Origin of the sequence: Delftia sp. UME58, from assembly GCF_014170385.1 — a bacterium.
Classification (GTDB): Bacteria; Pseudomonadota; Gammaproteobacteria; order Burkholderiales; family Burkholderiaceae_C; genus Comamonas; species Comamonas acidovorans.
This window is the reverse complement of sequence record NZ_LZZV01000009.1, coordinates 57,340-83,773: the sequence shown is the minus strand read 5'-3', so window position 1 is coordinate 83,773 and position 26,434 is coordinate 57,340. Positions and strand designations below refer to the sequence as shown.

The following is a 26,434-nucleotide window of genomic DNA, read 5'->3' as shown; positions in this document are numbered from 1 at the left end:
GCCACCCCATGCACCATGAAGCCGTGATCCTTTGCATAGACGAAGGCACCTCGGGCACGCGCGCCGCCGTCGTGGGGCGCGACGGGCAGGTGTCCGCCCAGGACTACCTGCCGCTGCAGGTCCACTGCCCGCGCCCCGGCGTGGTCGAGCAGGACGCCGACCTGCTGCTGGAGCGCACGCTGGACGTATGCCGCCGCGCCATCGCCCGCGCCCAGGGCGGCGGCCAGCAGATCGTGGCCCTGGCCATTGCCAACCAGCGCTGCTCGGCCGTGCTCTGGGATACGGTCACGGGCCGGTCGCTGGCGCCCATCATGGTCTGGCAGGACTCGCGCCACCGCGACGAACTGGCCCTGCTGGCCGGCGACTGGGATGCCCGGCTGATCCGCCACGCGGGCCGGCCCGTGGGCGTGCGTTCGCCCTACCTGTGGGCCGCGCGCAAGCTGCGGGAGGATGCGGCCGTGGCCCGTGCCTGGCAGCAGCGCCGCCTGGCCTTCGGCACCATCGACTCCTGGCTGCTGTGGCATCTGTCGGATGCGCGCGCCGTGGTCACCACGCCCACCAATGTGACCTCGGGCAACGCCTATGCATTGGGCGATCACCGTTATCTGCAGGACTGGCTGGACGCGCTGGAGTTTCCCGCCGAGCTGCTGCCCCGCCTGTGCGAAGACGTGCAGGACTTCGGCCGCACGCGCACCGAGCTGCTGGGCCTGGCCGTGCCCATCCTGGCCTGCGCGGGCGACCAGCATGCGGCCGCCGTGGGCCTGGGCTGCCTGGAGCGGGGCCAGGCGCTGTGCGTGCATGGCACCGGCAGCTTCGTCGATGTGCTCACGGGAACAAAGCTGCCCGCGCATGACGCGGCCCATGAAAGCTCGCTGACCATGACCGCGCGGCGCATGGGCGGTGTCTCGCGCTATGCCATCGAGACCTATGTGCCCACCACCGGCTCGGCGCTCAACTGGATCTGCGAGAAGCTGCAGTGGTTCGACAACCCGCAGCAGATCAGCGCCCTGGCCCGCGAGGCCGAGACGCCGGCCGACCTGGTCTTCATCCCCGCGCTCACGGGCCTGCGCCTGCCCGCCATGGAGCCTGGCGCGCGGGCCTCGATCTCGGGCGTGTCCATGGCCACCTCGCGGCCGCAGCTGGCGCGCTCCATCCTCGAAGGCATTGCGCATTCCGTGGCATCCTGCGTGCAGGCCGACGAGGCGGCCTCGGGCACCGAGGTGGGCGAACTGCTGGTGGGCGGCGGCCTGTCGGGCAGCGATGCCCTGCTGCAGATACAGGCCGACCTGGGCGGCCTGCCCGTGCGCCGCCTGGCCGATACCGACAAGGCCAGCCTGCGCGGCATCGCCTTCATGGCCGGCAGCGCAGGCCTGCTGTGGGACGGGCTGGAGCAGGCCTGCGCCACGCTGCGCACCGAAGCGGTCTTCACCCCGCGCATGGCGGCCGACGAGCGCGGCGAGCGCCGCCGCATCTGGCGCGCCCGCGTGGGCGACGAACTGGCCCGCGCCCGGGCCCCCGGGCGCAGCGCCGCCCTGGAGGGCTGCGCATGATGCAATGGCCCTTTGGCAAGGAACGCAGGGACAGCGCCGCACTGACCCAGACCGCGCCGCTGCAGCTGCAGCGCGCGGACCAGCTCGCGCGGCTGGGTGACGAGGCCTTCGACCTGCTGGTCATCGGCGGCGGCATCACCGGCGCCTATGCGGCGCTGGACGCCAGCCTGCGCGGCCTGCGCGTGGCGCTGGTGGAGAAGGACGACTTCGCCTCGGGCACCTCGTCCAAGTCCTCCAAGATGGTGCACGGCGGCCTGCGCTACATCGAGCAGGGCAACCTGGGACTGGTGCGGCACTCGCTGCTGGAGCGCCAGCGCCTGCGCCGCAATGCGCGGCACCTGGTGCAGCGCCTGCCCTTCCTGTTTCCCGTGATGGAGCGCGACGGCGTCTTCGACGCCCGCCTGGCCAAGGCCTTCGGCAGCCTGCTGTGGACCTACGACCTGGCCGGCGGCTGGCGCGAAGGCATCCTGCATCGCAAGCTCGGCAAGGCCGAGGTGCTGTCGCACTGCCCGAGCTTTCGCGAAGAGCAGCTCCTGGGCGGCTACATGTACTTCGATGCGCGCGTGGACGATGCGCGGCTCACGCTGGCCGTGGCGCGCACGGCGGCCTTCCATGGCGCGGCCGTGCTCAACCACTGCCAGGCCACCGCCGTCATGCGCAACGCCCACGGCCGCGTGGATGGCGCCATCGTCCAGGCCGACGGCCGCGAGATCAAGGTGCGCGCGCGCAGCGTGGTCATGGCCACGGGCGTGTGGCTGCGCGACTGGGATGGCCGCAAGCCCGGCCAGGAGCCCCGGCTGCACGTGCGCCCCGCCAAGGGCGTGCACGTGGCCATTCCCTGGCTGCGCATACGCAACGACTGCACCGTCACCATTCCCGTGCCGGGCCGCAGCCGGCGCGCCACCATCACGCGCTGGGGCGATGTCTCCTACCTGGGCACCACCGACGAGGACTACGCGGGCGGCCTGGACGATGTGCACTGCACGCGCACCGAGCTGGACTTCCTGCTGGAAGGCGCGCGCTCCGCGCTCAGGGTGGACCTGTCGCCCGAGGACGTGGTCGGCTCCATCGCCGGCTGCCGCCCCCTGGTCGGCCCGCCCGGCGGCAAGACCGTGGAGATGAAGCGCAACCACGAAATCCATGTGGCGGCCGACGGCCTGGTCACCATCGTGGGCGGCAAGCTCACCACCTCGCGCCACATGGCCGAGCAGACCGTGGACGCCGTCGAGAAACTGCTGGGCCGGCGCACGCGCTGCACCACCACCTCGGCCTTTGTGCTGGGCGCGGCCGGCTACGACGCCCAGGCCATCACGGCCACGGGCGGCCTGTCGGCCCACCTGGGCGAGCGCTACGGCACGGAAGCGCGCTTCGTCAGCGACCTGCTGGCCGCGCGCCCCGAACTGGCCCGGCCCATCGTGCAGGGCCTGCCCCATACCGAGGCCGAAGTCCTCTACGCCGTGCGCCACGAAATGGCGGCCAGCGTGGACGACGTGCTCTCGCGCCGCCTGCGCGCCCGCCTCATGGCGCGCGATGCCTCGGCCCACGCCGCGCAGCGCGTGGGCGACATCCTGGCCGATGAACTGGGACTGACACCCGCGCAGGTCGCGCAACAGGTCCACGACTACCGCCGCGCCGTGGAGCGCGAGAAACAGATTTTGATGGGAGACATCCAATGCTGAGCAAAGACGCAATCGCCCGCGGCTACAACCGCCGCAACTACGTGGTGGGCGCCCCCACGACACCGGGCTGGGCGGCGCAGGCCGCACCCGCAGCCGACCGCCCTGCCTCCGAAGGTCCTGCCTGCGGCCTGCAGCACGAGCCCGTGGCCGTGCCCGAGGCCGCGCTCGCCGCGCTGCGCGCCGCCTGCGACCGCGTGCAGACCGAGCGCGCCGACATCGTCGCCGGCACGCGCGACTGGTGGGCGCGCACCATGGTGGCCGAGACCTCGGGCCACCCGGCCACGCCGCAGGCCGTCATCGCCCATGCATCCACCGTGGAGCAGGTGCAGGCCGTGATGCGCATTGCCGACGCGCACGCCATTCCCGTCACCGTCTCGGCCGGGCGCAGCAACGTCACGGGCGCGGCCCTGCCCCTGCGCGGCGGCATCGTGCTGGACCTGTGCGAACTCAACCGTTTCATCGCCATGGACGAGCAAAGCCAGATCGTCGAGGTCGAGGCCGGCATGTTCGGCGACGTGTTCGAGGAAACCATCCAGCGCCGCCACGGCATGACCATGGGCCACTGGCCCTCGTCCTTCGGCATCAGCACCGTGGGCGGCTGGGTGGCCTGCCGGGGCGCGGGCCAGCTGTCCACGCGCTACGGAAAGATCGAGGACATGGTCCACGGCATGGACGTGGTGCTGGCCGATGGCCGCCTCGTCACCGTGGGCGGCTACGCGCGCGCGGCCATCGGCCCGGACCTGCAGCAGCTGTTCATCGGCTCGGAAGGCACGCTGGGCGTGATCGTGCGCATCCGCTTCAAGCTGCACCGCCTGCCCGACCACGGCCGCGCCATCGCCTATGGCTTCGCCAGCTTTGCCCAGGGCCTGGAGGCCTGCCGCCAGATCCTGCAGCAAGGCGCCAACCCCGCCGCGCTGCGGCTGTACGACGCGCTGGAAAGCGGCGTGCAATTCGGCCGCAGCGACCTCAACGTGCTGCTGATCGCCGACGAAGGCGCGCCCGAGATCGTCGATGCCGTCATGGCCATCTGCGAACGTGTGTGTGCACCCTTGGGTGAACGGCTGGACGGCGCCGCCACCCTGGAGCGCTGGCTGGACACGCGCTACCTGACCGGCAAGAGCGCCGAGGGCTTCAAGAAAGGCCCGGGCTTCGTCGCCGACACGCTGGAGATGTGCGGCCCCTGGAAAGACCTGCCGGCCATCTACGAGGAAGTGGTCGCCGCCCTGCAGGCCATCCCCGGCACCCTGGCCGGCTCGGCCCACCAGTCGCATGCCTATGTGGATGGCGCCTGCCTGTACTTTTCTCTGCGCGGCGAGGTGGCCGTGGACCAGCGCGCCCAGTGGTACCGCGCGGCCTGGGACGCGGCCAACGCCGTGCTGCTGCGCCACGGCGCCACGCTCAGCCACCACCACGGCGTGGGCCTGCTGCGCGCGCCCTACATGCGGCAATCGCTGGGCCCGGCCTTTGCGCTGCTGGAGGCCACCAAGCGCATGCTGGACCCCAAGAACCTGCTCAACCCCGGCAAGCTGGGGCTGGACCTCTGACATGGGCCGCCCGGACAACTCCCTGGGCGCGCGGCTGGCGCGCCGCCCCGTCATCGCCACCCTGTACGGGGCCGAGCAGATGGACGCGCTGCTGGCCAGCCAGGCCGAAGTCGCCATCGTCGCCAACATCGAACTGCGCCGCCTGCGCTCGGTGATCTCCACCATCACCGGGGCGGGCAAGATCGCCATCGTCAACATCGACAGCTGCGACGGCATCTCGCCCGACAAGGGCGGCGTGGACTACCTTGTGGACCTGGGCGCCAGCAGCCTGCTGTCCACGCGCGTGGCCACCATCCAGCGCGCCAACAAGGCCGGGCTGCTGACCATGCAAAAGGTCTTCGTCACCGACCGCTCCACCTGGCCGCGCAGCATCAAGGCCGTGGAGCAGAGCGACCCCAACCTCGTGCAGATCATGCCCGCCCCCATGCTGGCCCACATCACCGAGGCCGAGCGCCGCATCCTGCCGCCCCTGGTGGCCTCGGGCTTCGTCTGCAGCCAGGAGCAGGTCCAGCAGGCGCTGGCCGGTGGGGCGATTGCGGTGTCTACCAGCGACAGTGGGCTGTGGTGAGGAGCGGCGATCGGATTTCCGAGACACGGTCTCGGAAATTGCAGCCCAGGGATAGGCCAGGAAGAAGCGCCGCACATTCTCCAGATTGTCCGGACTGAGCCCTCGCCCGAATCGAGCCGCCAGATCAACGGACAGGCTCTCCATCAACGACCTGCCATAGCCAACCCGGCCCCCCGCGCCCCAGGCCGCGCGCCGGCTCCGCATCTTCACGCGCTCCACCAGACCCTTGAGCAGGTCGAAGTGCAGACGCATGTGCTTGAGTGAGCGGCCGTAGCGTGAGCGGGGCAGCTTGAAGGCTTTGTCGGCAAGCTGAATGGCGCTGGCCGCCATGTGCCATTGCTGCTCGAATGCCGCATGGCCCTGCGGCGGATCGGCCTGCATGCGCCGTATGTGTGCCATCGCCAGTTCCACCGCGCATTCCACTTCGAACTGGCGCGCATTGCGTCCCCGCTTGTCGTGGCAGGTCTGGGTCAGCGCCGCCAGCGTGCTCTCCGCCATGGACAGCGAGACATACATGGCCTGCTGCCAAGTGGGCCAGGTGGGCCAGGTGGGCCAGGTGGGCCAAGTGGGCCAAGTGGGGGATGTGGGGGATGGGGTGGTTTTCTCTGTTTCCGGACGAGACTGTGCCTGCACTGCCACGCGGGCAGCGTTTTTGGAGGAGGTCATGGGTCAGCCCTCCCGTTGGTGGAGAGGGCTGATGGAGACAGGCTCGGCGCGATGGCTGGCCAGAAAGACAGAAGACATGGTCTTGATTCCTGCGTGAACAAGACCCCGATTGACGGTGGGGGCTGCAACGCCGGTTCAGGTGTTTCTACGCTCCGGGCCTTTCGGCTTGCCGCCAATGTAGCGGCACCAGGCTGGGCCGGGGCGGCCTCCTGGGCGGTGGCCACTCCAGATGCGGGTGTGCGCGGTCTGCCAGGAGAGGATTTGCAACGCCAACCAGGCCTATTCCGGAGGAACTCCGGATGCAGTGGATTGCGCTGCTGTGTTGGGGGCTGTGCCCGTCATGGCTGTGCCGTTATGCCGAGGGGTTTGAGCCTTGAATAGCTCCTGAGTCGGTTGTCCGCTTTGTAGCTCCACTGCCCATCTGGCGGACGCTGAAGACCCGGTTGTGCACGGCGTCATACTGGTATTGGTCCTTGGGCAGACCCAGGTCCTGCAGCTTTTGATCTGGCGCGGCTTTGGTCAGCCGGTCCAGGTTGTCGTACCCGTATTCCGTTCTACCCAGGTCGCTGTCAATCTTGGTGATGTTGCCGGCCTTGTCGTATTGGTAGTGGCGGCTCACCAGCAGTTCAGCGGCCACGTTCTTCACTTCAATGGACAACCGCCGTTGCAGGACCTCCAGGCTGATTGCCTTGGTGGCGCCCGGCTAGTTATTTTTCAATACACACTCGGCAAAAAGGTGCCTTCGCCAAGAGTAGTTAAACCTACCACATCACACCCCCCTTCTGCTGTGACCGCGATTTCCACAAGACAACTCTTCCGAGATTTGTATCTATAGATCTCGTCCCCATCAATTACAGAACCGTATTCTTGAGTAACTTGAACCACATCCTTCTTTTCTACAGGTTCTTTAAACATGTATTTCAAACAATTAACCGCAATTAAATCCTTATCGCCAATGTCTCTGTAATTATAGTCATACACCAAGAAACAGGGCACACTGATCGATAACACGAAAATAATCGAATAAATTATTTTCGCATATACACTCATTTGTCCCATTGATGGATCCATTTAAATTTACTGAAGCAAGTCCTAATCGAGTCTTTTCATTGAACAGTTTTCTATCGTTTTCTCAGCGTAAGAACTACACCTTCAGTCGCAAAATTGCGACGAACTTCGGAGCAATGCCCCAGAAAAAAATAGTTACCATGATTTTTGCCACATCAGATTTAATCCACCAGTCTATTATTGAAAATCCTTCAACACCTTCCAATATAAAGAAAATCAACGCTAAAAATGCGTGTAAAACACCGACAACCTGAAGTCGTTTAAAAAATGTTAATTCCTCACCCGCATTCACCGCATTTCTCCTCAACAACAGATTTAACAGCACTTCTCCCCATCCCTATTGACATACTCAAATCAAGCCCAACTGCTTTATCAATTAAAGCACCTTCACTCTTTAATCTACCTAATCTCCATACTCCAGCGATTGATATTCCGCCCCCAAAAACCGCGTTCACCCCACTGCTCCATGCACTTCCTGTCGCAGCACTAGGATCAGGACAGTCAGCAAATTTATCAATCATTGTTACGCTACTGCCTGCCCCTCCAAGAACTGGCATTCCTTGGGCTCCAACTCCAATGGAAAGCAACGATACGCCTCCAGTTATCTTGTATTTTTTATTACACTTACATTCTGACTCAAGATCGAATATCCCCAAATACCCCCCTGCTCCATAAACAGCCCCTCCCCCACTTATAGACCCTTTCCAAGTAACCGCCAACCCCATTGGGTCGATATTCATATTAGGGCGGCTTTTAACATAATCATACACGTTTACACCATCAAATAATGCTATTGGATCTTCCTGCATGAACCTACCCACACTTGGTTTGTAGTCCCTATATAAGTTGTAGTTAGTATTTTTCTCTTCATCAAAGTATTGCCCGGGAAACCTCAAATTGACTTGTACCGTACTCTCAATGGCCTCAGTCGAGCCAAACGCCTCAGCTACTGCTTTCCACGTTGCCACTCCCGCCTTGTCTGTCGCAATCATCGGTGTGCCCAAGTGATCTGCATGTAGGTAGTAGTAGTTCGTCCGGCTGTCCGTCAAGCTGCCATTTGCGGCCTCTGCCTGCCAGATGGGATCTGTACTCCATAGTCCCTGCTGGCCCGCCACTGAATTGAACCCATAGGCCTTGGCGAGCCTCCCATCTTCGCTCACTTCACCCAGCAAGGCCTGCTCGCTGTAGATGAAATAGATGATTTCGGAGGCTACCCCCTGCATGACCTTCTTTGAGATACGCCGCCCAAACGGGTCATAGCGGTAGTGAGCTTGCAGACCCTGGGGGTTTTCGTATCGGGTCAAGCGCTCTGCCGCGTTGTAACTGTAGGTCTTCTCCCCTTTGCTGCTGGTTTCCTTTTGCGTATGACCCTGTGGGGTGTAGCTCACCTGGGTATCTTGGGGCGCCATTTGGCTGAATGGCTTCTGGCTTGGATACCGTACCAGTTGGTTGTCATCGTTGTAGGTCCAGGTGCCCGGCTGGTGTGCGCTGGTGATTCGGTTGCCTACCGCGTCGTAGCTGTACATCTCTTGCGGCAAGCCCAGGCCTTGCAGATTCTGGTTTGGCGAGGCTTGAGTGAGGCGGTCCAGGTTGTCGTAGCCATATTCGGTGGTGCCAAGGTCACTGTCGATCTGAGTGATGTTGCCGGCCTTATCGTATTGGTAGTGGCGGCTCGCCAGCAGTTCAGCGGCAGCGTTCTTCACTTCGATGGACAGCGGCCTTTGCAGCGCATCCAGGCTGATGGTTTTGGTGGCACCCGGCGTCTCGATGCGCGTGGCCGTGAGCCATTGGTAGTTGCCGTAGCGGATCTGGCTCTGGTCTGGCAGGGTCACCAGGCTCAGGCGGCCCTTGTCGTAGCTGTATTGGCCTGCGCTGCCGTCGGGGTAGCTGTGGCCGGCCAGTTGGCCGTCGGCGTTGTAGCTTTGGCCTACCGTGAAGCTGAAGCTACCCGTTTTATCGACCTTGCCGTAGGTCACCTTGTTCTGGGTGGTTCTTCCTTGCGCGTCCTTGTCGTAGGTGGCGCTGCTGATCAGGTTCTGCTGGCCGTCCTTTTGTTCGTAGGCGGTGAGCAGGCCGTCTGCGTCGTACTGGTAGCTGATGCGTTGGTCGGTTTCCGTGCCTTGGAGCTTGTGCTCTTCCTGCACCATGCGGCCGGCCTTGTCATAGGCGTAGCGGCGGGTGTTGCCTCCAGCGTCCGTGCGTTGTGTCAGTTGGCCTGCGGCATCGTAGGCATACAGAATGGCGCCGCCCATGGGGCGGGTTTCCTTGATCAGGCGCCCGGCTTTGTCGTATTCAAATTTGTGGGTGTTGCCCTTGGCGTCGGTCAGGCTGGTGAGCTGGTCGTGGGCATTCCAGGTCTGCTTGGTGGCCTGGGCCATGGGGTCGATGGTTTTGACGAGGCGAGCCAGGCCGTCGTATTCATAGACAGTGGAGCGGCCTGCGGGGTCTATGGTGGCGACCCTCTGGCCCAGGCTGTCGTATTGCTGGTGCTGGGTGCGGGTTTGGTCCTGCGTCGAGGGGTTCGCTAGATGCTGGGTGACTGAGGTTTGCCGGCCGATTTGGTCGTATTGGTAGGTTTCCTTGTAGGTGGGGTATTGGGTGGCGATGAGCAGCCCGGCCTGCGGGCTGTCGTCTTCGCCATATTCGTGGCCGATGGTGTCGCCTGCCGCATCGATGCTGCTGGCGATGCGGCCCCGGTGGTCGTAGGTGGTCTGCGTGACAAGACCGCTGGGGCTGGTGGTGCTCAGGGGCAGGCCCGTGTTGTCGTAGGTGATGCGCGTGCCTGCGCCTTGCGTTTCGCCAGGGGCAATGGTTTCTATGACCCGGCCATTCTGGTCATAGCGGGTTTGCTGGGTTCGGCCTGCTGCACTGGTGCTCTTCGTCCTTCGCCCTCTGGCGTCGTATTCGTGGCTTGTGGTCTGGTTCAGGGCATTGCTGGCCTGGGTCAGCCGGCCTGCTGCATCAAAGCCCAGCGTGGTGGTGTTGCCCAGGGCGTCGGTCTGCGTTGCAGGTAGACCCCTGGTGTCGTAGCTGGCCTGGCTGGTATGGCCCAGCGGATCCGTGGCCTCGATCAGGCTGCCGTTGTTGTCGTAGCGGTAGCTGATGGTGCGGGCATCGTCTGCCGTGCCGTCGCCTGCTCCGGTGCTGCGACTCGTCAGCTGCCCATAGCTGTCGTACTGGTAGCGCGTGGTGCGCTGTTCGGGCCGGCCCAGGGCTTGTGTCCAGATGATGACGCGGCCTTTGTCGTCATGGCTCCAGGTGCTGGTGATGCCGCCCTGGTTGATGTGCTTTGTCCTGAGGCCGCGTACAGGCTCGTATTCGTATTGGTCGAGGCTGCCATCGGGGTGGGCGATGCGCAGCGGCTGGTAGTTGTAGTCGTAGCTGGTGGTGGTGGTCAGGCCCCGTGCGTCGATGGCGCGGGTCTGGTAGTTGCCGTCCCACAGGGTTTTGGCTGCGGGCTTGCCGTTGAAGGTTCTCTCCAGTTCGTTGCCTTCACGGTCGTAGAGATAGACGGTGGTGTTGTCCCGGCAGTCCAGGTAGGTGACGAGGAACTGGCGTTTTTCTCGCAGGTATTGGTTCTTGCCGGTGGAGGCGCAGCCCTGGGCATCGAGTTTGCCGACGCGGCCACCGCCCCAGAGGTTGGCGAGTTTGCTGGTGGTGCCGCTGGTGCCCGTGGGGTCCAGGACCTTACCGGCGGCGCCCAGGGTGAGCAGCGGTGCGGGGGCGGGAATGCTTTGGCTGTACTGGACCGTGACCTGGGCGCCCAGGGGGTCGGTGCGGCTGGTGAGCTGGCCGTTGCCGTCGTAGGTGTAGCTCCAGCGCTGGCCCATGACGTCGGTGGCCTGGGTGAGCAGCTGGCCGTTCCATTGGTAGCTGACGCTGCGCCCGGCCCGGTCTTCGATGCGGGTGATGAGGCCATTGGTCAGGGTGGCCGTGTAGACGGTGCCGCCATGGTGGTCCAGGATGCGGGCCCGCGTGGCGCTGTCGTAGGCAAAGCGCACGTTGATGCCGTTGGTGTTGGCGTAGCCCAGGATGCGGCCTTGTGCGTCGTAGTCGATGCTGTTGCCCAGGCGGTCGTACCAGCGCCACTGTGCCAGGGGGTTCTGGGCACTGCCGCCTTCAGGAAGGCGTTTGATGAAGACGGGCGCGTTGTTCTTGCCTTTGGCGATGTAGAGGTCGGCCTGGCCGCTGCGCTCGTACAGGACACCCGCGCGCTCGATGAGCCGGGCGTCACGACCCAGGGGGTCGAGTTCAAAGTTCAAAGGCGCCCAGGCCGGGTTGAGCCACCAGCGGCCCTGGCTCCAGCTGCGCACGATGTCCAACGGGCCGCCCAGGACCTGTACGCGCAGGTCGAGGTGGGTTTCGGTGTACTCGCCGTTGATCCAGCGCACCTGGGGTTCGCTGGCCTGGGTGGTGAGGGAGTAGCCGGGGTCGCCCGGGCGGGTGAAGGCCGAGGGGTTGGCGTAGTCCTGGGCCTGGGCTGTTTGGGCCATGACCGTGATGACCAGGGCGGCGACGAATGCCGTGGATATGCGCGGGCCGGCGCAGCGCCAGCGATGCCTGTCGAGCATGGTGTTCCCTCTCCCTCATGTTTGCCTTGTATGGAAACTGCATTGCACGGTTTTGTGGCAATGGGAGGAAAGGGGTGCAGTCTGAAAATTAAGAGGACTGGTCTGATTTTTTGCCAAATGTGCCTGGATTGGCCCTTGAGGGTGGGCGGACCATTGGTCCGCATCCGTCTCTGCCCGCCTTTACGGGCAATCACAGCAAAGCCAGGTCAGGTCGGCTTGCGCACGAAGTCCAGCACCGCCTGCAGCATGCGCTGCAGCGTGGGCTGGATCTGTTCGGCGCGCTCGGGCAGGTAGTCGAAGGGCAGGGCTTCCTGCATGTAGCTGCACTGCGTCATCTCCAGCTGCACGGCGTGGATGCCGGCCTCGGGCTGGCCGTAGTGGCGCGTGATGTAGCCGCCCGTGAAGCGGCCGTTGAGTATGGCGGTGTGGCCCGGCGCGGTCTGCGCAATGGCCAGCAGATGCTCGGCCAGCTCCAGCGCGCAGCTCGTGCCCTTGCCGGTGCCCAGGTTCAGGTCGGGCAGCTTGCCTTCGAAGAAACGCGGCAGCACCGAGCGGATGGAGTGCGCGTCCCACAGCGCCACGGTGCCGTGCACGGCCTTGAGGCGGTCCAGCTCGGCGCGCAGCTGTGCATGGTACGGGCCCCAGATGGCTTCGCGGCGCGCGGCGATTTCGGCGTCTGCGGGCACATCGGCCGGGTCGGCGTACAGCGGCGTGTCGTCGAAGGTGTCCACGGGGCACAGGCCGGTGACGCTCTGGCCCGGGTAGAGGCTGGCGCCATCGGGCGGACGGTTCAGGTCCACCACATAGCGCGAATGCGTGGCCACGAGGATGGAGGCGCCCATGGCCTTGGCGAACTCGTACAGGCGCGGCAGGTGCCAGTCGGTGTCGGGCACGTGGCGGGCTTCCTCGGTCAGGCGCGCGGCGAGGTCGGGCGGCACATGGGTGCCCGCATGCGGCATGGAGATCAGCAGCGGCGCCGTGCCCTGGTGGAAGACGAAGGGAGGGGGAGCGGTATCGGTCATGGCGTGATTCTGGAACGTTTATGGCGGGTTTTGCGGGCCCATGGCATGCATGGGCCTCAGGATTGCAGGGTGGCCGTGCGCGCCGCGACAAAGCCATGGGCTGCCGCCTCGTGCAGCGCATGCCGGCCGGCCTGCACGCGGCGCTCGCCGCCCACCCACAGGCTGTGCAGGGCGCTGCTGCGGTGGCTGCCGAAGACATGGGCCGAGACCATGGCCTGCACCGGCAGGCCGGCCAGCGCCACATGGCCTGCGTCCAGCGCCAGGAAGTCGGCCTGCTGGCCCACGGCCAGCCCGGCCACGGGGCGGCCTGCGGCCTGGGCACCGCCCTGCACTGCGGCGGTCCACAGCGCGGTGCCCACCTGCGGGTCGGGGCCGGCCAGCACGTTGCGCTGGCGCAGCGACAGGCGCTGGCTGTATTCGAGCATCAGCAGTTCCTCGGCCGCGTTGACGCAGGCATGGCTGTCCGAGCCCACGCCCCAGGCGCCGCCGTGGCCCAGCCATTTCGGCATGTCGAAGATGCCATCGCCCAGGTTGGCCTCGGTGGTGGGGCAGATGCCGGCCACGGCGCCGCTGCGCGCGGCGCCCGCGTATTCGTCAGGCGTCATGTGGGTGGCATGGACCAGGCACCAGCGCGCGTCCACGGGGGCATGCTCCAGCAGCCATTGCACGGGGCGCTGGCCGCTCCAGGCCAGGCAGTCGTCCACCTCCTGGGTCTGCTCGGCAATGTGGATGTGGATGGGCGCGCGCGCGTCCAGCGCCGCCAGGCCCTCCACGGCCACGCGCAGGCTGTCGGGCGGCACGGCGCGCAGCGAGTGCGGCGCCAGGCCCAGGGCCGCGCCTTGTGCGCGCGCCTCGGGCAGCAGGCGCCGCAGCAGGGCCAGCATGTTGTCCGTGCTGCGGATGAAGCGCGCCTGGTCGGCGCGCGGCGGCTTGCCGCCGAAGCCGCTGGTCTGGTAGAGCACGGGCAGCAGGGTGATGCCCATGCCGGCCTTGCGCGCGGCGCGCAGCAGGGCCTGGGACAGCGTGGCGTCGTCCGCGTAGGGCCGGCCATCCCGGTCGTGGTGCACGTAGTGGAATTCGCAGACCGAGGTGTAGCCGGCCTCCAGCATCTCCACGTACAGCCAGGTGGCGATGGCCTCCAGCGACTCGGGCGTGATGCGCGCGGCAAAGCGGTACATGAGGTCGCGCCAGCTCCAGAAGCTGTCCCGGGCCTCGGCGCGGTATTCGGTCAGGCCTGCAAAGGCGCGCTGGAAGGCATGCGAGTGCAGGTTGGGCATGCCGGGCAGCACGGGGCCGGGCGCGCGCGGCGCGCTGCCGGGCGGGGCGTCTGCCTGTACGGCCTGCAGGCTTCCTGCGCCATCCCAGCGCAGCAGTACATTGCGCGCCCAGCCCGTGGGCAGCAGGGCGTGCTCGGCGAACAGCGTGCGGCTGTCGGATGTCGGGTCGATGCCGCTCATTGCCCGGCCTCCAGGATCTCGGCCAGCGCGCGCACGAAGCGTGTGTTGTCGGCCTCGGTGCCCACGGAGACGCGGATGAAGTGCTCGAAGCCCGGCTCCTTCCAGGGCTTGACGATCAGGCCCCGGGCCAGCAATGCCTCGTTCACGGGACCGTTGGGGCGGCCGATGTCGATGAACAGGAAGTTGGCGGCCGCAGGTGCTATCCGGAGTGCGGGCAGTGCAGGCAGGGCGGCCAGCCGCTGCGCCAGCGCATCGCGCAGGCGCACGGTCTCGGCCACGCCGCGCTGCATGAAGTCCTCGTCGCCCCAGGCCGCCAGCGCCGCCGCCTGGGCCGCCTGGTTGACGTTGAAGGGCGTGCGCACGCGGTCCAGCAGTTGCACCAGGGCCGCGTCGCTGGCCAGGCCGTAGCCCACGCGCAGGCCTGCGAGGCCCCAGGCCTTGGAGAAGGTGCGCAGCACGATCCAGGGCATGGCGCGGCCGCGCAGCAGGGACAGCACGTCGGGGTAGCCGCCGGCGTGCAGGGCGTACTCGTAGTAGGCCTCGTCCACCACCAGCAAGGTGTGGTCCGGCGTGGCGTCCAGCAGGCGCACGAAATCCCCGGCACTGAACATGCAGCCCACGGGATTGGAAGGATTGGCCAGCATGGCGAGCTTGGGGCCGCGCGCCAGCGCCTGGCACCAGGCATCGACATCGAAGCCCAGCGCGGGCGTCAGCTCCAGCAGCTCGACGCGGGCGCCCATCATGCGCGGGTAGATCTCGTGCAGGCCGAAGGCCGGGCGCTGGGTGAGCACGCGGTCGCCGGGCGAGAGAAACGCCTGGCAGAGCATCTGCAGGATGTCCTCGGAGCCGTTGCCAACGGCAATGGCCTCGGCCGGCACGCCGGTGCGCGCCGCGATGGCCGCGCGCAGCGCCGTGCATTGCGCATCGGGATAGGTGCCCACGTGCAGGGCCAGATCGGCCAGGGCGCGGGCCACGGCGGGGCTGGCGCCAAAGGGGTTCTCGTTGCTCGCCAGCCGCGCGATCTCGGTGACGCCGTAGCGCGCCCGCACGGCCTCGGAGGACAGGCCTGCGTTGTAGGGCGGCAGCGGCGGCACTTCGGGGCGTGCCAGGGTGTGGATCGCGTGGAGGGCGGGAGCGTTCATAGGTCGAATACCTTGCCGGGGTTGAACAGATGCAGAGGGTCCAGCGCCTGCTTGATGGCGCGCATCACGGCCAGTTCGGCCGGCGTGCGGCTGGCGCCGAGATAGGGCTTCTTGTGCAGGCCGATGCCGTGCTCGGCCGAGACGCTGCCGCCGAACTCGCCGACCAGGTGGTACAGCGCGGCCTCGACGCCTTCGCAGTCGCCGTTGGCGGTGGCACCGTCCACCGAGACATGCAGGTTGCCGTCGCCCACATGGCCGAAGAACAGCGAGTGGTGGCCGGGCCAGCGCGCGTCGAACGCGGCGCGGCAGGCATCGGCGAAGCGGCCGATGTCGGCCTGGGGCAGGCTGACGTCGAAGTTGACGGGCGGATGCATGTTCGTGTTGAGCTCGGCCGGCGCCTCGCGCAGCTTCCACAGCTGGCGCGCCTGTGCCACGGACTGGGCGATGACGGCATCGGCCACCTCGCCGGCCTCCATGGCCTCGCCCAGGGCTTCTTCCACGTCGGCGCGCAGCGCGGCCTCGTCCTTGCCGTCCACATCGATCAGGGCCAGCAGCGCATGCGCCTGGCCAAACGGCGGCTGCAGCTTCTGCCAGCGGATGGAGGCCTGGATGAAGCTGTCCCACATCAGCTCGAAGGCCGCCACGCCGTTGCCAAAGCGCGACTGCATGCGCGCGAGCACGGACAGCGCCGCATCGAAGTCCGGCACGGCCACCAGGGCGGTGGCGCGGGCCTGGGGCGCGGGGCGCAGGCGCAGCAGCACGCGTGTGACGATGCCCAGCGTGCCCTCCGAGCCGATGAAGAACTGCTTGAGGTCGTAGCCTGTGTTGTTCTTGAGCATGGGGCGCAGCATGGGCAGAACCGTGCCGTCGGCCAGCACCACCTCCAGGCCCAGCACCTGCTCGCGCATCATGCCGTGCTGCAGCACGCCGTTGCCGCCCGCATTGGTGGCCACGTTGCCGCCGATCTGGCAGCTGCCGCGCGCGCCCAGGTCCACGCCGAAGACCATGCCTGCAGCCACGGCCGCCTCCTGCACGGCCTGCAGCGTGGCGCCGGCCTGCACGGTCATCAGCGCGGTGCGCGCGTTCACGTCCTCGATGGCGTTCATGCGCTCCATGGAGACGGCCACGGCACCCGCCACGGGCACGGCCGCGCCCGCCAGGCCCGTGAGCCCGCCCTGGGGCACGACGGGCACGCGGTGGGCCGTGCACAGGCGCATGAGCGCGCTGACATCGTCGGTGCTGCGCGGGCGCACCAGGGCCAGCGGGCGCTGGGGCGGCGTGCCGCTCCAGTCGGTGTGGTAGCGCTCGGGGACATCGTCGCCGCGCTGCGCCACTTCGGCGCCCAGGGTGGAAATCAATTCATCGAGAAACGGTGCATGGGACATGGACAGGCTTTCAGTGGATCCCCTGCCCGCGGGTCCGCACGATACGGCCCTGGCGCACGATGCTGCAGTCCGGCCGGCTGCCGAACCAGTAGGCCAGCTCGGCCGCATGGCGCACGGGCCAGAGCACGAAGTTGGCGGGACGGCCGGCCGCGATCAGGCCATGCTCGTCCTGCAGGCCCAGGGCGCGCGCGGCATGGCGGGTGATGCCCGCCAGGGCCTCGGGAACGGTCAGCCGGAACAGGGTGCAGGCCATGTTGGCCATGAGCAAAAGGCTCAGGCAGGGAGAAGTGCCCGGATTGTGATCGGTGGAGACGGCCATGGGAACGCCCGCGGCGCGCAGGCCCGCGATGGGCGGCATGTGGGTGTCGCGCAGCGCGTAGTAGGCGCCGGGCAGCAGCACGGCCACGGAACCCGCGCCGCGCATGGCGGCAATGCCGGATTCGGACAAGTGTTCGATGTGGTCGCAGGACAGCGCGCCATAGCGGGCCGCGAGGGCTACCCCCTCCATGTTCGACAGCTGCTCGGCATGCAGCTTGACGGGCAGGCCCAGGCTGCGCGCCGTCTGGAAGACCTGCTCGGTCTCGGCCAGCGAGAAGGCGATGCGCTCGCAGAACACATCGACCGCATCGACCAGGCCCTCGGCCGCCAGCGCGGGCAGCATGGTGCCGGTCACCAGGTCGATGTACTCCTGGCTGCGGCCTGCGTACTCGGGCGGCAGCGCATGCGCGCCCAGGAAGGTGGTGCGCACGGTCACGCCCAGGGCCTGGCCCAGGCGCCGGGCCACGCGCAGCTGCTTGCGCTCGTGCTCCAGCGCCAGGCCATAGCCCGACTTGATCTCGATGGCGCAGACGCCCTCGTCCAACAGCTGCTGCAGGCGCGGCAGGGCCTGGGCGAACAGTTCGTCCTCGCCGGCCTCGCGCGTGGCACGCACGCTGGAGACGATGCCGCCGCCGGCGCGTGCCACTTCCTCGTAGCTGGCGCCGTCCAGGCGCATGGCGAATTCGTTGGCGCGCTCGCCGCCATAGACCAGGTGGGTGTGGCAATCGACCAGGCCCGGCGTGGCCAGCATGCCCTGGCCGTCATGGCGCGGCAGGGACGCATATGCGGGCGGCAGGGCCTGCTGCGGCCCCACCCAGGCCACGCGGCCCTGCTGCACCACGATGCAGGCATCCTCCCCGTCCCCCATGGGCTGGCCGGCCTCGAACATGTCAGGCGCCAGGCGCAGGTTCTGCCAGCAGCCGTCGGCCGAAGAGGATGGAGCGAGTGCAGAAGCGGGTGCGTGGGGCTCGGTCATGGGGGTGATTCCTTGGATGTCGTGGGTCGTCAGCAGGCTTGCAGCAGCACCTGCACCAGCCGCGCGTCGTCGGTCTGCGGCACCAGATGCTGCGGGTCGGGCTGCTGCGCGCTCCACCACAGGCCCTGGCCGGGGATGAGCGCAGCGCCATCCGCCTGCCAGTCGCCCTGCAGCACCATGCACAGGCCGGCGTCGGCGCGGCCGGCGTCGGCAGCGCTGTCCAGCACCTGAACCTGCGCCCGCCACTGGCCGCGCCGCGCCATCACGTTGAAGTCGGTGGAAGTGCCGCCCAGCAGCGAGCAGCCCAGCGCCACATCGCCGCAGAAGGCAAACGGCTGCCAGCGCGCGTCCAGCACATGGTCGATGCCTTCGCCGCGCAGGTGCACGCCGTCGCCATCGAGCAGCATGATCTGCCGGTCCACGCCCGCAAAGGCCGAGAACGGCCCGGGCTGGGCGATGGTGGCCACGCTGATGCGCCAGCCAAAGGCATCCATGCCCGCACCCGGTGGCCAGCAGGCGATCTCGCGCGTGCTGCCGCCCCCGTTCTTCCAGGGGCTGGGAGCGATCTGGTTCAGGCTGAAGCGGTGAAGTGCCGTCATGAGCGCTTGTCCTTGTCTGTTCTGAGCGTTGCGTCGATCTAAGCGCCCACCAGCACGGGAAACAGCGCATGCTCCATGGGCGCGCCCGCAGGAAGCGTGTCGGCCAGGCCAGGGAAATCCGGCGAGGTCTTCCAGCGCCTGGGGGCATGGCGTATGTCGTCGCCCATGAAACGCACCGAGAACACGCGGCGCCGGTTCTGCCCCTCCACGCCGGCTGCCGCATGCAGGGTCAGCATGTGAAAGCAGACGAAGTCGCCAGGCTCTATGTCCCAGCCAAGAATCGGGAACCGCTCCCGCGCGGCTTCCACGTCGGGCAAATCCGCCAGGCTGCCTTCGGGAAACCAGCTGGCCTGGTTGTCCATGAAGGTGCGCGGCATCAGCCACGGCCCCAGGTGCGAGCCGGCAACGAACTCCAGCGTGGTGGGGCGCGAAACCGGGTCGACGGGGATCCACATGCTGATGTTCTGGCGCCCCTCGATGTTGTAGTAGGGCTGATCCTGGTGCCAGGGCGTGCGCTGGCGCGTGCCGGGCTCCTTGACCAGAAGGTGGTCGTGGTACAGCCGTACCGTGCGCGACCCCATGAGCCGCTGGGCCAGCTGGGCCAGCGGTGTCTCGAAGACAAAGCGCCGGTAGGCCGGGTTGTCCTGCCAGTTGCAGAAGTCCTCGAAGAAGCGCCCCGGATCGTCGGGCCGGCTGGCCACCTTGGCGCGCGGGCTGGGAGCGGCCAGGTTGGCCTCTATTCCCTCAGCCAGCAGTGCCACCTCGTCGCGCGTGAGCAGCTGCCGTATGCAGACCGCGCCATCGCGCTGGAAACGGGCGACCGTCTCGTCATCCACTTTCTGCTGCACGCGGCGTTGCAGGTCCTCCAGGCTGGGTAGCTGTGTCATGGCTTTTGTCTCCTTGGTTCATGGTTTGCGGGAACAGGCGCTGCAGGGTGCAACGAAGGCGGTCAGGGCGGGGCATCCGGCCAGATGCGCGCCTCGCTCGACCGGAAGCGCGCAGCCATCCCTCAGCGGACCATGGGCAGATTCAGGCTGTGGCGCTTGGCAGCGGCCACGGCAATGTCGTAGCCCGCGTCCGCATGGCGCATCACGCCCGTGGCAGGGTCGTTCCAGAGCACGCGGCCCAGGCGGGCCGCAGCCTCGTCCGTGCCATCGGCCACGATGACCACGCCCGCATGCTGGGAGTAGCCCATGCCCACGCCGCCGCCGTGGTGCAGGCTGACCCAGGTGGCGCCGCCCGCGGTGTTGAGCAGGGCATTGAGCAGCGGCCAGTCGCTGACGGCGTCCGTGCCGTCCTTCATGGCTTCGGTCTCGCGGTTGGGGCTGGCCACGGAGCCGCAGTCCAGGTGGTCGCGGCCGATCACGATGGGGGCCTTGAGTTCGCCGTTCTTCACCATCTCGTTGAAGGCCAGGGCGGCCTTGTGGCGCTCGCCCAGGCCCAGCCAGCAGATGCGCGCGGGCAGGCCCTGGAAGCTGATGCGCTCGCGCGCCATGTCCAGCCAGCGGTGGGTGTGCTTGTTGTCGGGGAACAGTTCCTTGATCTTGGCGTCGGTCTTGTAGATGTCCTCGGGGTCGCCGGACAGGGCCACCCAGCGGAACGGGCCCTTGCCTTCGCAAAACAGCGGGCGGATGTAGGCAGGCACGAAGCCGGGGAAGTCGAAGGCATTCTTCACGCCCTGATCCAGGGCCACCTGGCGGATGTTGTTGCCGTAGTCCACCGTGGGAATGCCCATGGCCTGGAAGTCCAGCATGGCCTGCACGTGCTGGGCGCAGCCCTGGGCGGCAGCGGCCTTGAGCTGGGCATGGCGCGACGGGTCGGCCGCGGCGGCACGCCACTCGTCCACGGTCCATCCCACGGGCAGGTAGCCGTTGATCAGGTCATGGGCCGAGGTCTGGTCGGTCACGATGTCGGGGCGGGCGCCACCGGCCTTTGCGCGGCGCACCAGCTCGGGCAGGATTTCGGCGGCATTGCCCAGCAGGCCGATGGAGATGGCCTCGCCCGCGGCCGTGTGCTGGGCGATGAGTTCCAGCGCGTGGTCGATGTCGCGCGCCTGCTTGTCCAGGTAGCGTGTGCGCAGGCGGAAGTCGATGCTGCTTTGCTGGCATTCGATGGCCAGCACGCAGGCGCCGGCCAGCACGCCGGCCAGCGGCTGGGCACCGCCCATGCCGCCCAGGCCTGCCGTGAGGATCCACTTGCCCGCGAGGTCGTTGTTGTAGTGCTGGCGGCCGGCCTCGACAAAGGTCTCGAACGTGCCCTGCACGATGCCCTGGGCGCCGATGTAGATCCAGCTGCCGGCCGTCATCTGGCCGTACATGAACAGGCCCTTGCGGTCCAGCTCGTTGAAGTGCTCCCAGTTGGCCCACTGGGGCACGAGGTTGGAGTTGGCCAGCAGCACGCGCGGTGCGTTCTCATGCGTCTTGAACACGCCCACGGGCTTGCCCGACTGGATCAGCAGCGACTCGTCGGCCTCCAGCTTCTTGAGCGACTCCAGGATCTGGTCATAGCACTCCCAGTTGCGCGCCGCGCGGCCGATGCCGCCGTAGACCACCAGGGCCTTGGGGTTCTCGGCCACGTCGGGGTCCAGGTTGTTCTGCAGCATGCGGTAGGCGGCCTCGGCCAGCCAGTTCTTGCAGTGCAGTTCGCTGCCGCGCGGGGCGCGGATGACGCGGCTGGCGTCATAGCGGGGATTGTTGGCAGCCGTGGCAGCGTTGGCGTTGAGGATGGCGTCGTTGGCGTTCATGGCGATCTCCTGGATGCGGGGGGGTGAGCGGTTGCGGGGTTCAGGCAGCCTGGTGGCTGGGCAGGTGGCGGACGATGGCCTGGGGCCAGTCCGTGGCAAGCGCCCACTGGCGCATGGTTTCGATGTCGGGTGCCAGGTAGCGGTCACGGTCCAGGTGCGGAACCTGGCTGCGGATCAGCGCGTACTGCGCCTCGATCAGCTCGGAGCTGTTCAGGCTGCGGTCGAAGTCCATGCCCTGGGCGGCGGCCATGGCTTCCACGCCCACGATGACGGCGGTGTTGCGCGCCATCTCGCCCAGGCGCCGCGCGCCGTAGGTGGCCATGGAGACATGGTCTTCCTGGTTGGCCGAGGTGGGCAGGCTGGTGACGCTGCTGGGGTGGGCCAGGCACTGGTTCTCGGCAGCCAGCGCGGCAGCCGTGACCTGGGCGATCATGAAGCCCGAGTTCACGCCGCTGTCGGCAATCAGGAAGGCCGGCAGGCCCGACAGGCCGGTGTCCAGCAGCAGGGCCATGCGGCGCTCGGAGATGGCGCCGATCTCGGCCAGGGCCAGGGCGATGATGTCGGCCGCGAAGGCCACGGGCTCGGCGTGGAAGTTGCCGCCCGAGATCACGTCGCCGTTGTCGAAGACCAGCGGGTTGTCCGAGGCGGCATTTGCCTCGATCACCAGCACGCGGGCCGCATGGCCGAGGTTGTCCAGGCAGGCGCCCATGACCTGGGGCACGCAGCGGATGGAGTAGGGGTCCTGCACGCGGCCGCAGTGGGGATGCGAGGTGTCGATGGCGCTGCCGTCCAGCAGTTCGCGCACGGCGGCGGCCACGGCGATCTGGCCGAGCTGGCCGCGCGCTTCGTGGATGCGGGCGTCGAACGGCTTGACCGATCCCTTGATGGCCTCCAGCGTCAGGCAGCCCGCCACCAGGCCGGCGGCGAACACGCTCTCGCCCTGGAACAGGCCCACCAGGGCCAGGGCCGTGGACACCTGGGTGCCGTTGAGCAGGGCCAGCCCTTCCTTGGGGCCGAGCACGAAGGGCTCCAGGCCCACATGGCGCATGGCCTCGGTGCCGGACACCACCTGTCCATCGATCTTGGCCTGGCCTTCGCCGATCAGCACGCAGGCCAGGTGCGACAGCGGCGCCAGGTCGCCCGAGGCACCCACCGAGCCCTTGGCGGGAATCACGGGCAGCACATCGGCGTTGGCCAGGGCCAGCAGCGCATCGACCAGCTCGGGGCGCACGCCCGAGTGGCCGCGCGCCAGGCTCACGGCCTTGGTGGCCAGCACCAGGCGCACCACGGCGTCGGGCAGCGGGTCGCCCGTGCCCACGCTGTGCGACAGCACCAGATTGCGCTGCAGCTCTGCCAGGCGGTCATGGGCGATCTTGGTGGAGGCCAGCTTGCCGAAGCCGGTGTTGATGCCATAGACGACCTGGTCCTCATCCACGATGTGCTGCACATGGGCCTGGGCGGCGCGCATGCGCTCGTAGGCGGGCGCCGCCATGGACAGGCGCACGCCGCCATGCTGTATGGACCGCAGCTGGGCCAGGGTGACCTGGCCGGGCTGCAGCGTCAGCGCGGTGCCGGGACGGGAGGTGAGGCCGGGAGTCGTGATGGTGTTCATGGTGATGCCCTGTCGGTGTCTTGGAGGGTGTGCCGGGATGAATGTCTATGCCTGTCTATACAATATCAATCGAAGCAGAGCAGCGCAAGAGCGGGAACCCCGCTTTGGCGGCCTCAGCCGTCGTGCGATCCGCCGTCGGTGCGAAAGCGGCTGCCCAGCCGGTAGCGCATGCCCGGATGCACGCAGTGCACCCAGGTCACGGGCGTGCCCAGGTACCAGGTGCGGCGCGTCAGCGTCAGGCAGGGCTGGTCGGTCTCCATCTGCAGCCAGCGCGCCTGCTCGGGCGTGGGCAGCATGGCGTCCACCACATGCTCGATCTGGTCGAAGGGCACGTTGCGCACCAGGTACACCGAGGGCTGGATCAGCGAGAAGTCCTGCTCCATGAAGTCCGGCGCCATGCGCGGGTTCACATGGCGGTCTTCGAGCTGCACGGGCACGTCGTTCTCGAAATGCACGCCCTGCAGGTGGAACACCGAGCTGCCGGCGGGCAGTTGCAGCGAAGCCGCCGCCTCGGGCGAGGCCGACTCGCGGCGCACGCCGATCAGCTCGAAGCGGTGGTCATGGCCGCGCTGACGGATTTCCTCGGCGATGTTGGCGATGCGCAGCAGCGTGGACTGCGGCTTCTCCTCGGCCACGAAGGAGCCCACGCCCGCCACCCGCACGATCACGCCCTGCTCGGCCAGCTCGCGCAGCGCGCGGTTGGCCGTCATGCGGGCCACGCCGAACTCCTGCACCAGCTCCTGCTCGGACGGCACGCGCTCGCCCGCCGACAGCGAGCCGTCGGCGATCTTGCGCATCACATGGTCCTTGACCTGCTGGTACAGGGCCATGGGCACCTCCGCCGTCGTTGCGGAAAGTCGGGAAGCCGTGGAGCGGGAGGACATGGTGTGGGCAGTGGTCATGAAAACCCTCAGTGTGCAGCAGCCGCCAGTGACTCGGCGCGAATCTCTTCGGTCAGCCGGGCTTTCAGCTCCATGAATTCGGGCGAGGTCTTGACCGTGTAGTGGCGCGGATGCGGCAGGTTCACGGGGATGTCGGCCTTGATGCGGCCCGGGCGCGCGCTGAACACGGCCACGCGGTTGGCCATGAAGATGGACTCGTCAATGTCGTGCGTCACGAAGATCACGGTCTTGCGGTGCTTTTCCCAGATGCCCAGCAACAGCTCCTGCATGACCACGCGGGTCTGGTTGTCCAGTGCACCGAAGGGTTCGTCCAGCAGCAGGATCTTGGGGTCGTTGGCAAGCGCCCGTGCGATGGCCACGCGCTGCTGCATGCCGCCCGACAGCTGCTTGGGGAAATGCTGCTCGAAGCCGCGCAGCCCCACGCTGGCGATGAAGTGCTCGCTGATCTCCTTTTGCTGGGCTGCGGGCACGCCCTTCTCGCGCAGGCCGAAGCAGATGTTCTGGCGCACATTGAGCCAAGGAAACAGCGTGTAGCTCTGAAACACCACGCCACGGTCGGCACCCGGCCCTTCGACGCGCAGGCCGTCGAGCAGGATCTCGCCACCCGTCGGTGTCTCCAGGCCGGCCACCAGCCGCAGCAGCGTGGACTTGCCGCAGCCCGATGGGCCCAGCACGGTAATGAAATCGTTGTCGGCCACCTCCAGGCTGGTGGGCTGCAGGGCCGTGGTGGGGGACGCTCCACGGGCCGTGCCCTGGAAGACCTTGGTGACTTGGCGTATGGAAAGGCGGCTCATCGCATCAGGCTCCAGGGGAAAAGCAGTTGGTTGAGCTTCTTGAACAGCAGGTCCGATGTCAGGCCCACAAGGCCGATGATGACGATGCCGGCAATGATGTTGTCGGTGGCCATTAGCGCCTGGCTGTCCATGATCATGTGGCCTATGCCAGAGGCGGCGCCGATCAGTTCGGCAACCACGACATAGGTCCAGCCCAGTCCCAGCACCTGGCGCAGCGCCTCGGCGATTTCGGGGGCGGCCCCAGGCAACAGCACGCGCCGGATCACGCTGGAGTCGGTGGAGCCCAGGGTGTAGGCGGCCTCGACCAGGTCACGACGCGCATTGCTGACGATCATCATCACCATCAGCGTGAGCTGGAAGAAGCAGCCGATGAAGATGATGGACAGCTTCTGCGCCTCGCCAATGCCTACCCACATGATCAGCAGCGGGATGAAGGCCGAGGCCGGCAGGTAGCGCGCAAACGAGACGAAGGGTTCGAACACGGCCTCGATGGGCTTGTAGGCGCCCATGGCGATGCCCAGCGGCACGGCGATCACGGCCGCCAGCAGGAAGCCGCCCATGACGCGCCACACCGTCATGCCCACGTCGTTCAGAAAACCGAATTCCGCGAACAATTTCCAGGCCGCCTTGAGCGCCTGCAGGGGCGAGGCCAGGAAATGCGGCGCGACAATGCCAGCCGCCGTCAGAAACGTCCAGAACAGCAGGAACAGCAGAAAGAAGCCCACGCCCAGGAACAGGCGTGTGCGGGGTTCGACCGGGTGCAGCAGCTTCATCTTGCGGGGTGCGTGAAGAGGGGGCGCGGCAGCAGGCGTTTCCGCCACCGCCTGCTTGTCTATGGAGCTGACGGAGGCCATGGTCACTTCCTCAGGAACTGGGTATCGAACAGGCTATCGAGGTTGGCTGGAATGGCCCGGATCACGCCAGTCTCCAGAAGCAGCGTGGACGCCTCCTTGTTGAAGGCCTGGATCTCGCCGTCGAAGAAGCGGATGTTGGCCTCACGGTCGGCCCACTTGATCTTGCTTTGCGAGGCTTCGAACTGCTCGGCCGTCTGCTTGACGTCGGCGCCCATGACAGCAAAGGACTTGGCCTTGTCCTTCTCGATCAGGTCCAGCGCCTCGAAGTAGCTTTCGGTCAGGCCCTTCGCAGCCTTGGGGTTGTCCTTGATGAATTTGGGCGTGCAGCCGAAGGTATCGAACACCATGGAGTACTGCTTGGAGTCGGCAATCAGCTTGCCCTTGTCGGGCTGGCTGCGCACCAGACCCAGGTAGGGCTCATAGGTCATGGCCGCATCCAGTCCGCTGTTGCCCGCAATCAGCGCGTTGGCCGCCTGGGCCGGCTCCAACGTCACCATCTTCACGTCCTTCAAGGTCATGCCGTGCTTCTTGAGAATCCAGGCCAGCGAGAAGTACGGATTGGTGCCGGGTGCGGACACGCCGATGGTCTTGCCCTTGAGGTCCTCTACCTTGTCGATGCCCGGCCGGGCCACGATGCCGTCGGCGCCCATGCCCTGGTCCATCTTGAACAGCTGGGTCGTGGCCACGCCGTTGGCGTTCCAGACGATCCAGGTTTCGGTCGAGGTGGCGGCGCACTGCACATCGCCCGAAGCAATCGCCAGATGGCGATCCTTCTGGGGAATCTTGCGGATGCTCACGTCAAGCCCGTGCTTCTTGAAGATGCCGGCCTCCTTGGCCAGCGTCAGCGGACCGAAGCCAGTCCAGCCGGACATGGCGATGGACACCTTGGTTTCCTGCGCCAGGACTGCTCCTGACAGACCTGCGGCCAGCGATAGGCCCAGCACGGTTTTCTTCATCATGGACATGGAAATTTCCCTCAACGAG

At 66.9% G+C, this 26,434-nt stretch carries 21 protein-coding genes and 1 pseudogene; 4 read left to right on the top strand and 18 right to left on the bottom strand.

Going from position 1 to position 26,434, the window contains the following annotated elements; genetic code table 11:
* Positions 1-8: 8 nt before the first annotated feature.
* The 4 genes from A9976_RS01725 to A9976_RS01710 are packed head-to-tail and all read left to right on the top strand — an operon-like array spanning position 9 to position 5,341.
* Positions 9-1,550, top strand: coding sequence for an FGGY family carbohydrate kinase (locus A9976_RS01725; protein ID WP_183017551.1), 1,542 nt, complete (start codon positions 9-11; stop codon positions 1,548-1,550).
* Positions 1,547-3,229, top strand: a complete 1,683-nt coding sequence (locus A9976_RS01720) for a glycerol-3-phosphate dehydrogenase/oxidase (RefSeq protein ID WP_183017550.1) — start codon at positions 1,547-1,549, stop codon at positions 3,227-3,229. The genes A9976_RS01725 and A9976_RS01720 overlap by 4 nt, the downstream gene beginning before the upstream one ends.
* A complete protein-coding gene (locus A9976_RS01715) occupies positions 3,223-4,773 on the top strand; it encodes an FAD-binding oxidoreductase (RefSeq protein WP_012203050.1) in 1,551 nt (516 codons plus the stop codon). Before A9976_RS01720 ends, A9976_RS01715 begins: the two co-directional genes overlap by 7 nt.
* Before the next feature lies 1 nt (position 4,774).
* Positions 4,775-5,341, top strand: a complete 567-nt coding sequence (locus A9976_RS01710; RefSeq protein WP_012203049.1) for a glycerol-3-phosphate responsive antiterminator — start codon at positions 4,775-4,777, stop codon at positions 5,339-5,341.
* 12 nt (positions 5,342-5,353) lie between these two features.
* Here A9976_RS01710 and A9976_RS31265 read toward each other — a convergent pair.
* The 18 genes and pseudogenes from A9976_RS31265 to A9976_RS01620 all read right to left on the bottom strand — a co-directional run.
* A pseudogene (locus A9976_RS31265) lies at positions 5,354-5,509 on the bottom strand (DUF1016 N-terminal domain-containing protein); the annotation flags it as partial.
* A gap of 850 nt (positions 5,510-6,359) precedes the next feature.
* Positions 6,360-6,644: an RHS repeat domain-containing protein gene (locus tag A9976_RS01700; RefSeq protein WP_183017549.1), complete on the bottom strand. Its 285-nt coding sequence runs from the start codon at positions 6,642-6,644 to the stop codon at positions 6,360-6,362.
* A gap of 77 nt (positions 6,645-6,721) precedes the next feature.
* Positions 6,722-7,078 (bottom strand): hypothetical protein, encoded by a 357-nt coding sequence (locus tag A9976_RS01695; RefSeq protein ID WP_183017548.1) that lies wholly within the window; start codon positions 7,076-7,078, stop codon positions 6,722-6,724.
* Positions 7,079-7,151: 73 nt separating this feature from the next.
* On the bottom strand, positions 7,152-7,367 hold the full coding sequence (locus A9976_RS01690; RefSeq protein ID WP_183017547.1) for a hypothetical protein: 216 nt from the start codon (positions 7,365-7,367) through the stop codon (positions 7,152-7,154).
* Positions 7,354-11,646 carry an RHS repeat-associated core domain-containing protein gene (locus A9976_RS01685; RefSeq protein ID WP_183017546.1) on the bottom strand — a complete coding sequence of 1,431 codons (4,293 nt, stop codon included), beginning with the start codon at positions 11,644-11,646 and terminating at the stop codon, positions 7,354-7,356. The genes A9976_RS01690 and A9976_RS01685 overlap by 14 nt, the downstream gene beginning before the upstream one ends.
* 206 nt (positions 11,647-11,852) lie before the next feature.
* Positions 11,853-12,668 (bottom strand): N-formylglutamate deformylase, encoded by an 816-nt coding sequence (hutG, locus tag A9976_RS01680; RefSeq protein WP_183017545.1) that lies wholly within the window; start codon positions 12,666-12,668, stop codon positions 11,853-11,855.
* 56 nt (positions 12,669-12,724) lie between these two features.
* Positions 12,725-14,125, bottom strand: coding sequence for a formimidoylglutamate deiminase (locus tag A9976_RS01675; RefSeq protein WP_183017544.1), 1,401 nt, complete (start codon positions 14,123-14,125; stop codon positions 12,725-12,727).
* On the bottom strand, positions 14,122-15,267 hold the full coding sequence (locus A9976_RS01670; RefSeq protein WP_183017543.1) for a histidinol-phosphate transaminase: 1,146 nt from the start codon (positions 15,265-15,267) through the stop codon (positions 14,122-14,124). The genes A9976_RS01675 and A9976_RS01670 overlap by 4 nt, the downstream gene beginning before the upstream one ends.
* Positions 15,264-16,652, bottom strand: coding sequence for an FAD-binding oxidoreductase (locus tag A9976_RS01665; RefSeq protein WP_183017542.1), 1,389 nt, complete (start codon positions 16,650-16,652; stop codon positions 15,264-15,266). Before A9976_RS01665 ends, A9976_RS01670 begins: the two co-directional genes overlap by 4 nt.
* 10 nt (positions 16,653-16,662) lie before the next feature.
* Complete coding sequence (gene hutI, locus A9976_RS01660; RefSeq protein ID WP_183017541.1) at positions 16,663-17,946, bottom strand: imidazolonepropionase; 1,284 nt, start codon at positions 17,944-17,946, stop codon at positions 16,663-16,665.
* A 29-nt stretch (positions 17,947-17,975) separates the two neighbouring features.
* Entirely contained in the window at positions 17,976-18,545 is a 570-nt protein-coding gene (locus A9976_RS01655; protein ID WP_183017540.1) for a HutD family protein, read from the bottom strand.
* A 38-nt stretch (positions 18,546-18,583) separates the two neighbouring features.
* The gene (locus A9976_RS01650; RefSeq protein WP_183017539.1) at positions 18,584-19,432 is read right to left on the bottom strand and encodes a phytanoyl-CoA dioxygenase family protein; all 849 of its coding nucleotides are present in this window, start codon (positions 19,430-19,432) and stop codon (positions 18,584-18,586) included.
* Positions 19,433-19,554: 122 nt separating this feature from the next.
* Positions 19,555-21,288 carry a urocanate hydratase gene (hutU, locus tag A9976_RS01645; protein ID WP_183017538.1) on the bottom strand — a complete coding sequence of 578 codons (1,734 nt, stop codon included), beginning with the start codon at positions 21,286-21,288 and terminating at the stop codon, positions 19,555-19,557.
* 40 nt (positions 21,289-21,328) lie between these two features.
* On the bottom strand, positions 21,329-22,900 hold the full coding sequence (hutH, locus tag A9976_RS01640; protein WP_183017537.1) for a histidine ammonia-lyase: 1,572 nt from the start codon (positions 22,898-22,900) through the stop codon (positions 21,329-21,331).
* Between the two features lie 113 nt (positions 22,901-23,013).
* A complete protein-coding gene (hutC, locus tag A9976_RS01635; protein ID WP_232245688.1) occupies positions 23,014-23,784 on the bottom strand; it encodes a histidine utilization repressor in 771 nt (256 codons plus the stop codon).
* A gap of 26 nt (positions 23,785-23,810) precedes the next feature.
* Entirely contained in the window at positions 23,811-24,596 is a 786-nt protein-coding gene (locus A9976_RS01630; protein WP_183017536.1) for an ABC transporter ATP-binding protein, read from the bottom strand.
* Positions 24,593-25,450, bottom strand: coding sequence for an ABC transporter permease (locus A9976_RS01625; protein WP_183017535.1), 858 nt, complete (start codon positions 25,448-25,450; stop codon positions 24,593-24,595). Before A9976_RS01625 ends, A9976_RS01630 begins: the two co-directional genes overlap by 4 nt.
* Before the next feature lie 2 nt (positions 25,451-25,452).
* Positions 25,453-26,415, bottom strand: coding sequence for an ABC transporter substrate-binding protein (locus A9976_RS01620; protein WP_197954331.1), 963 nt, complete (start codon positions 26,413-26,415; stop codon positions 25,453-25,455).
* Positions 26,416-26,434: the final 19 nt, after the last annotated feature.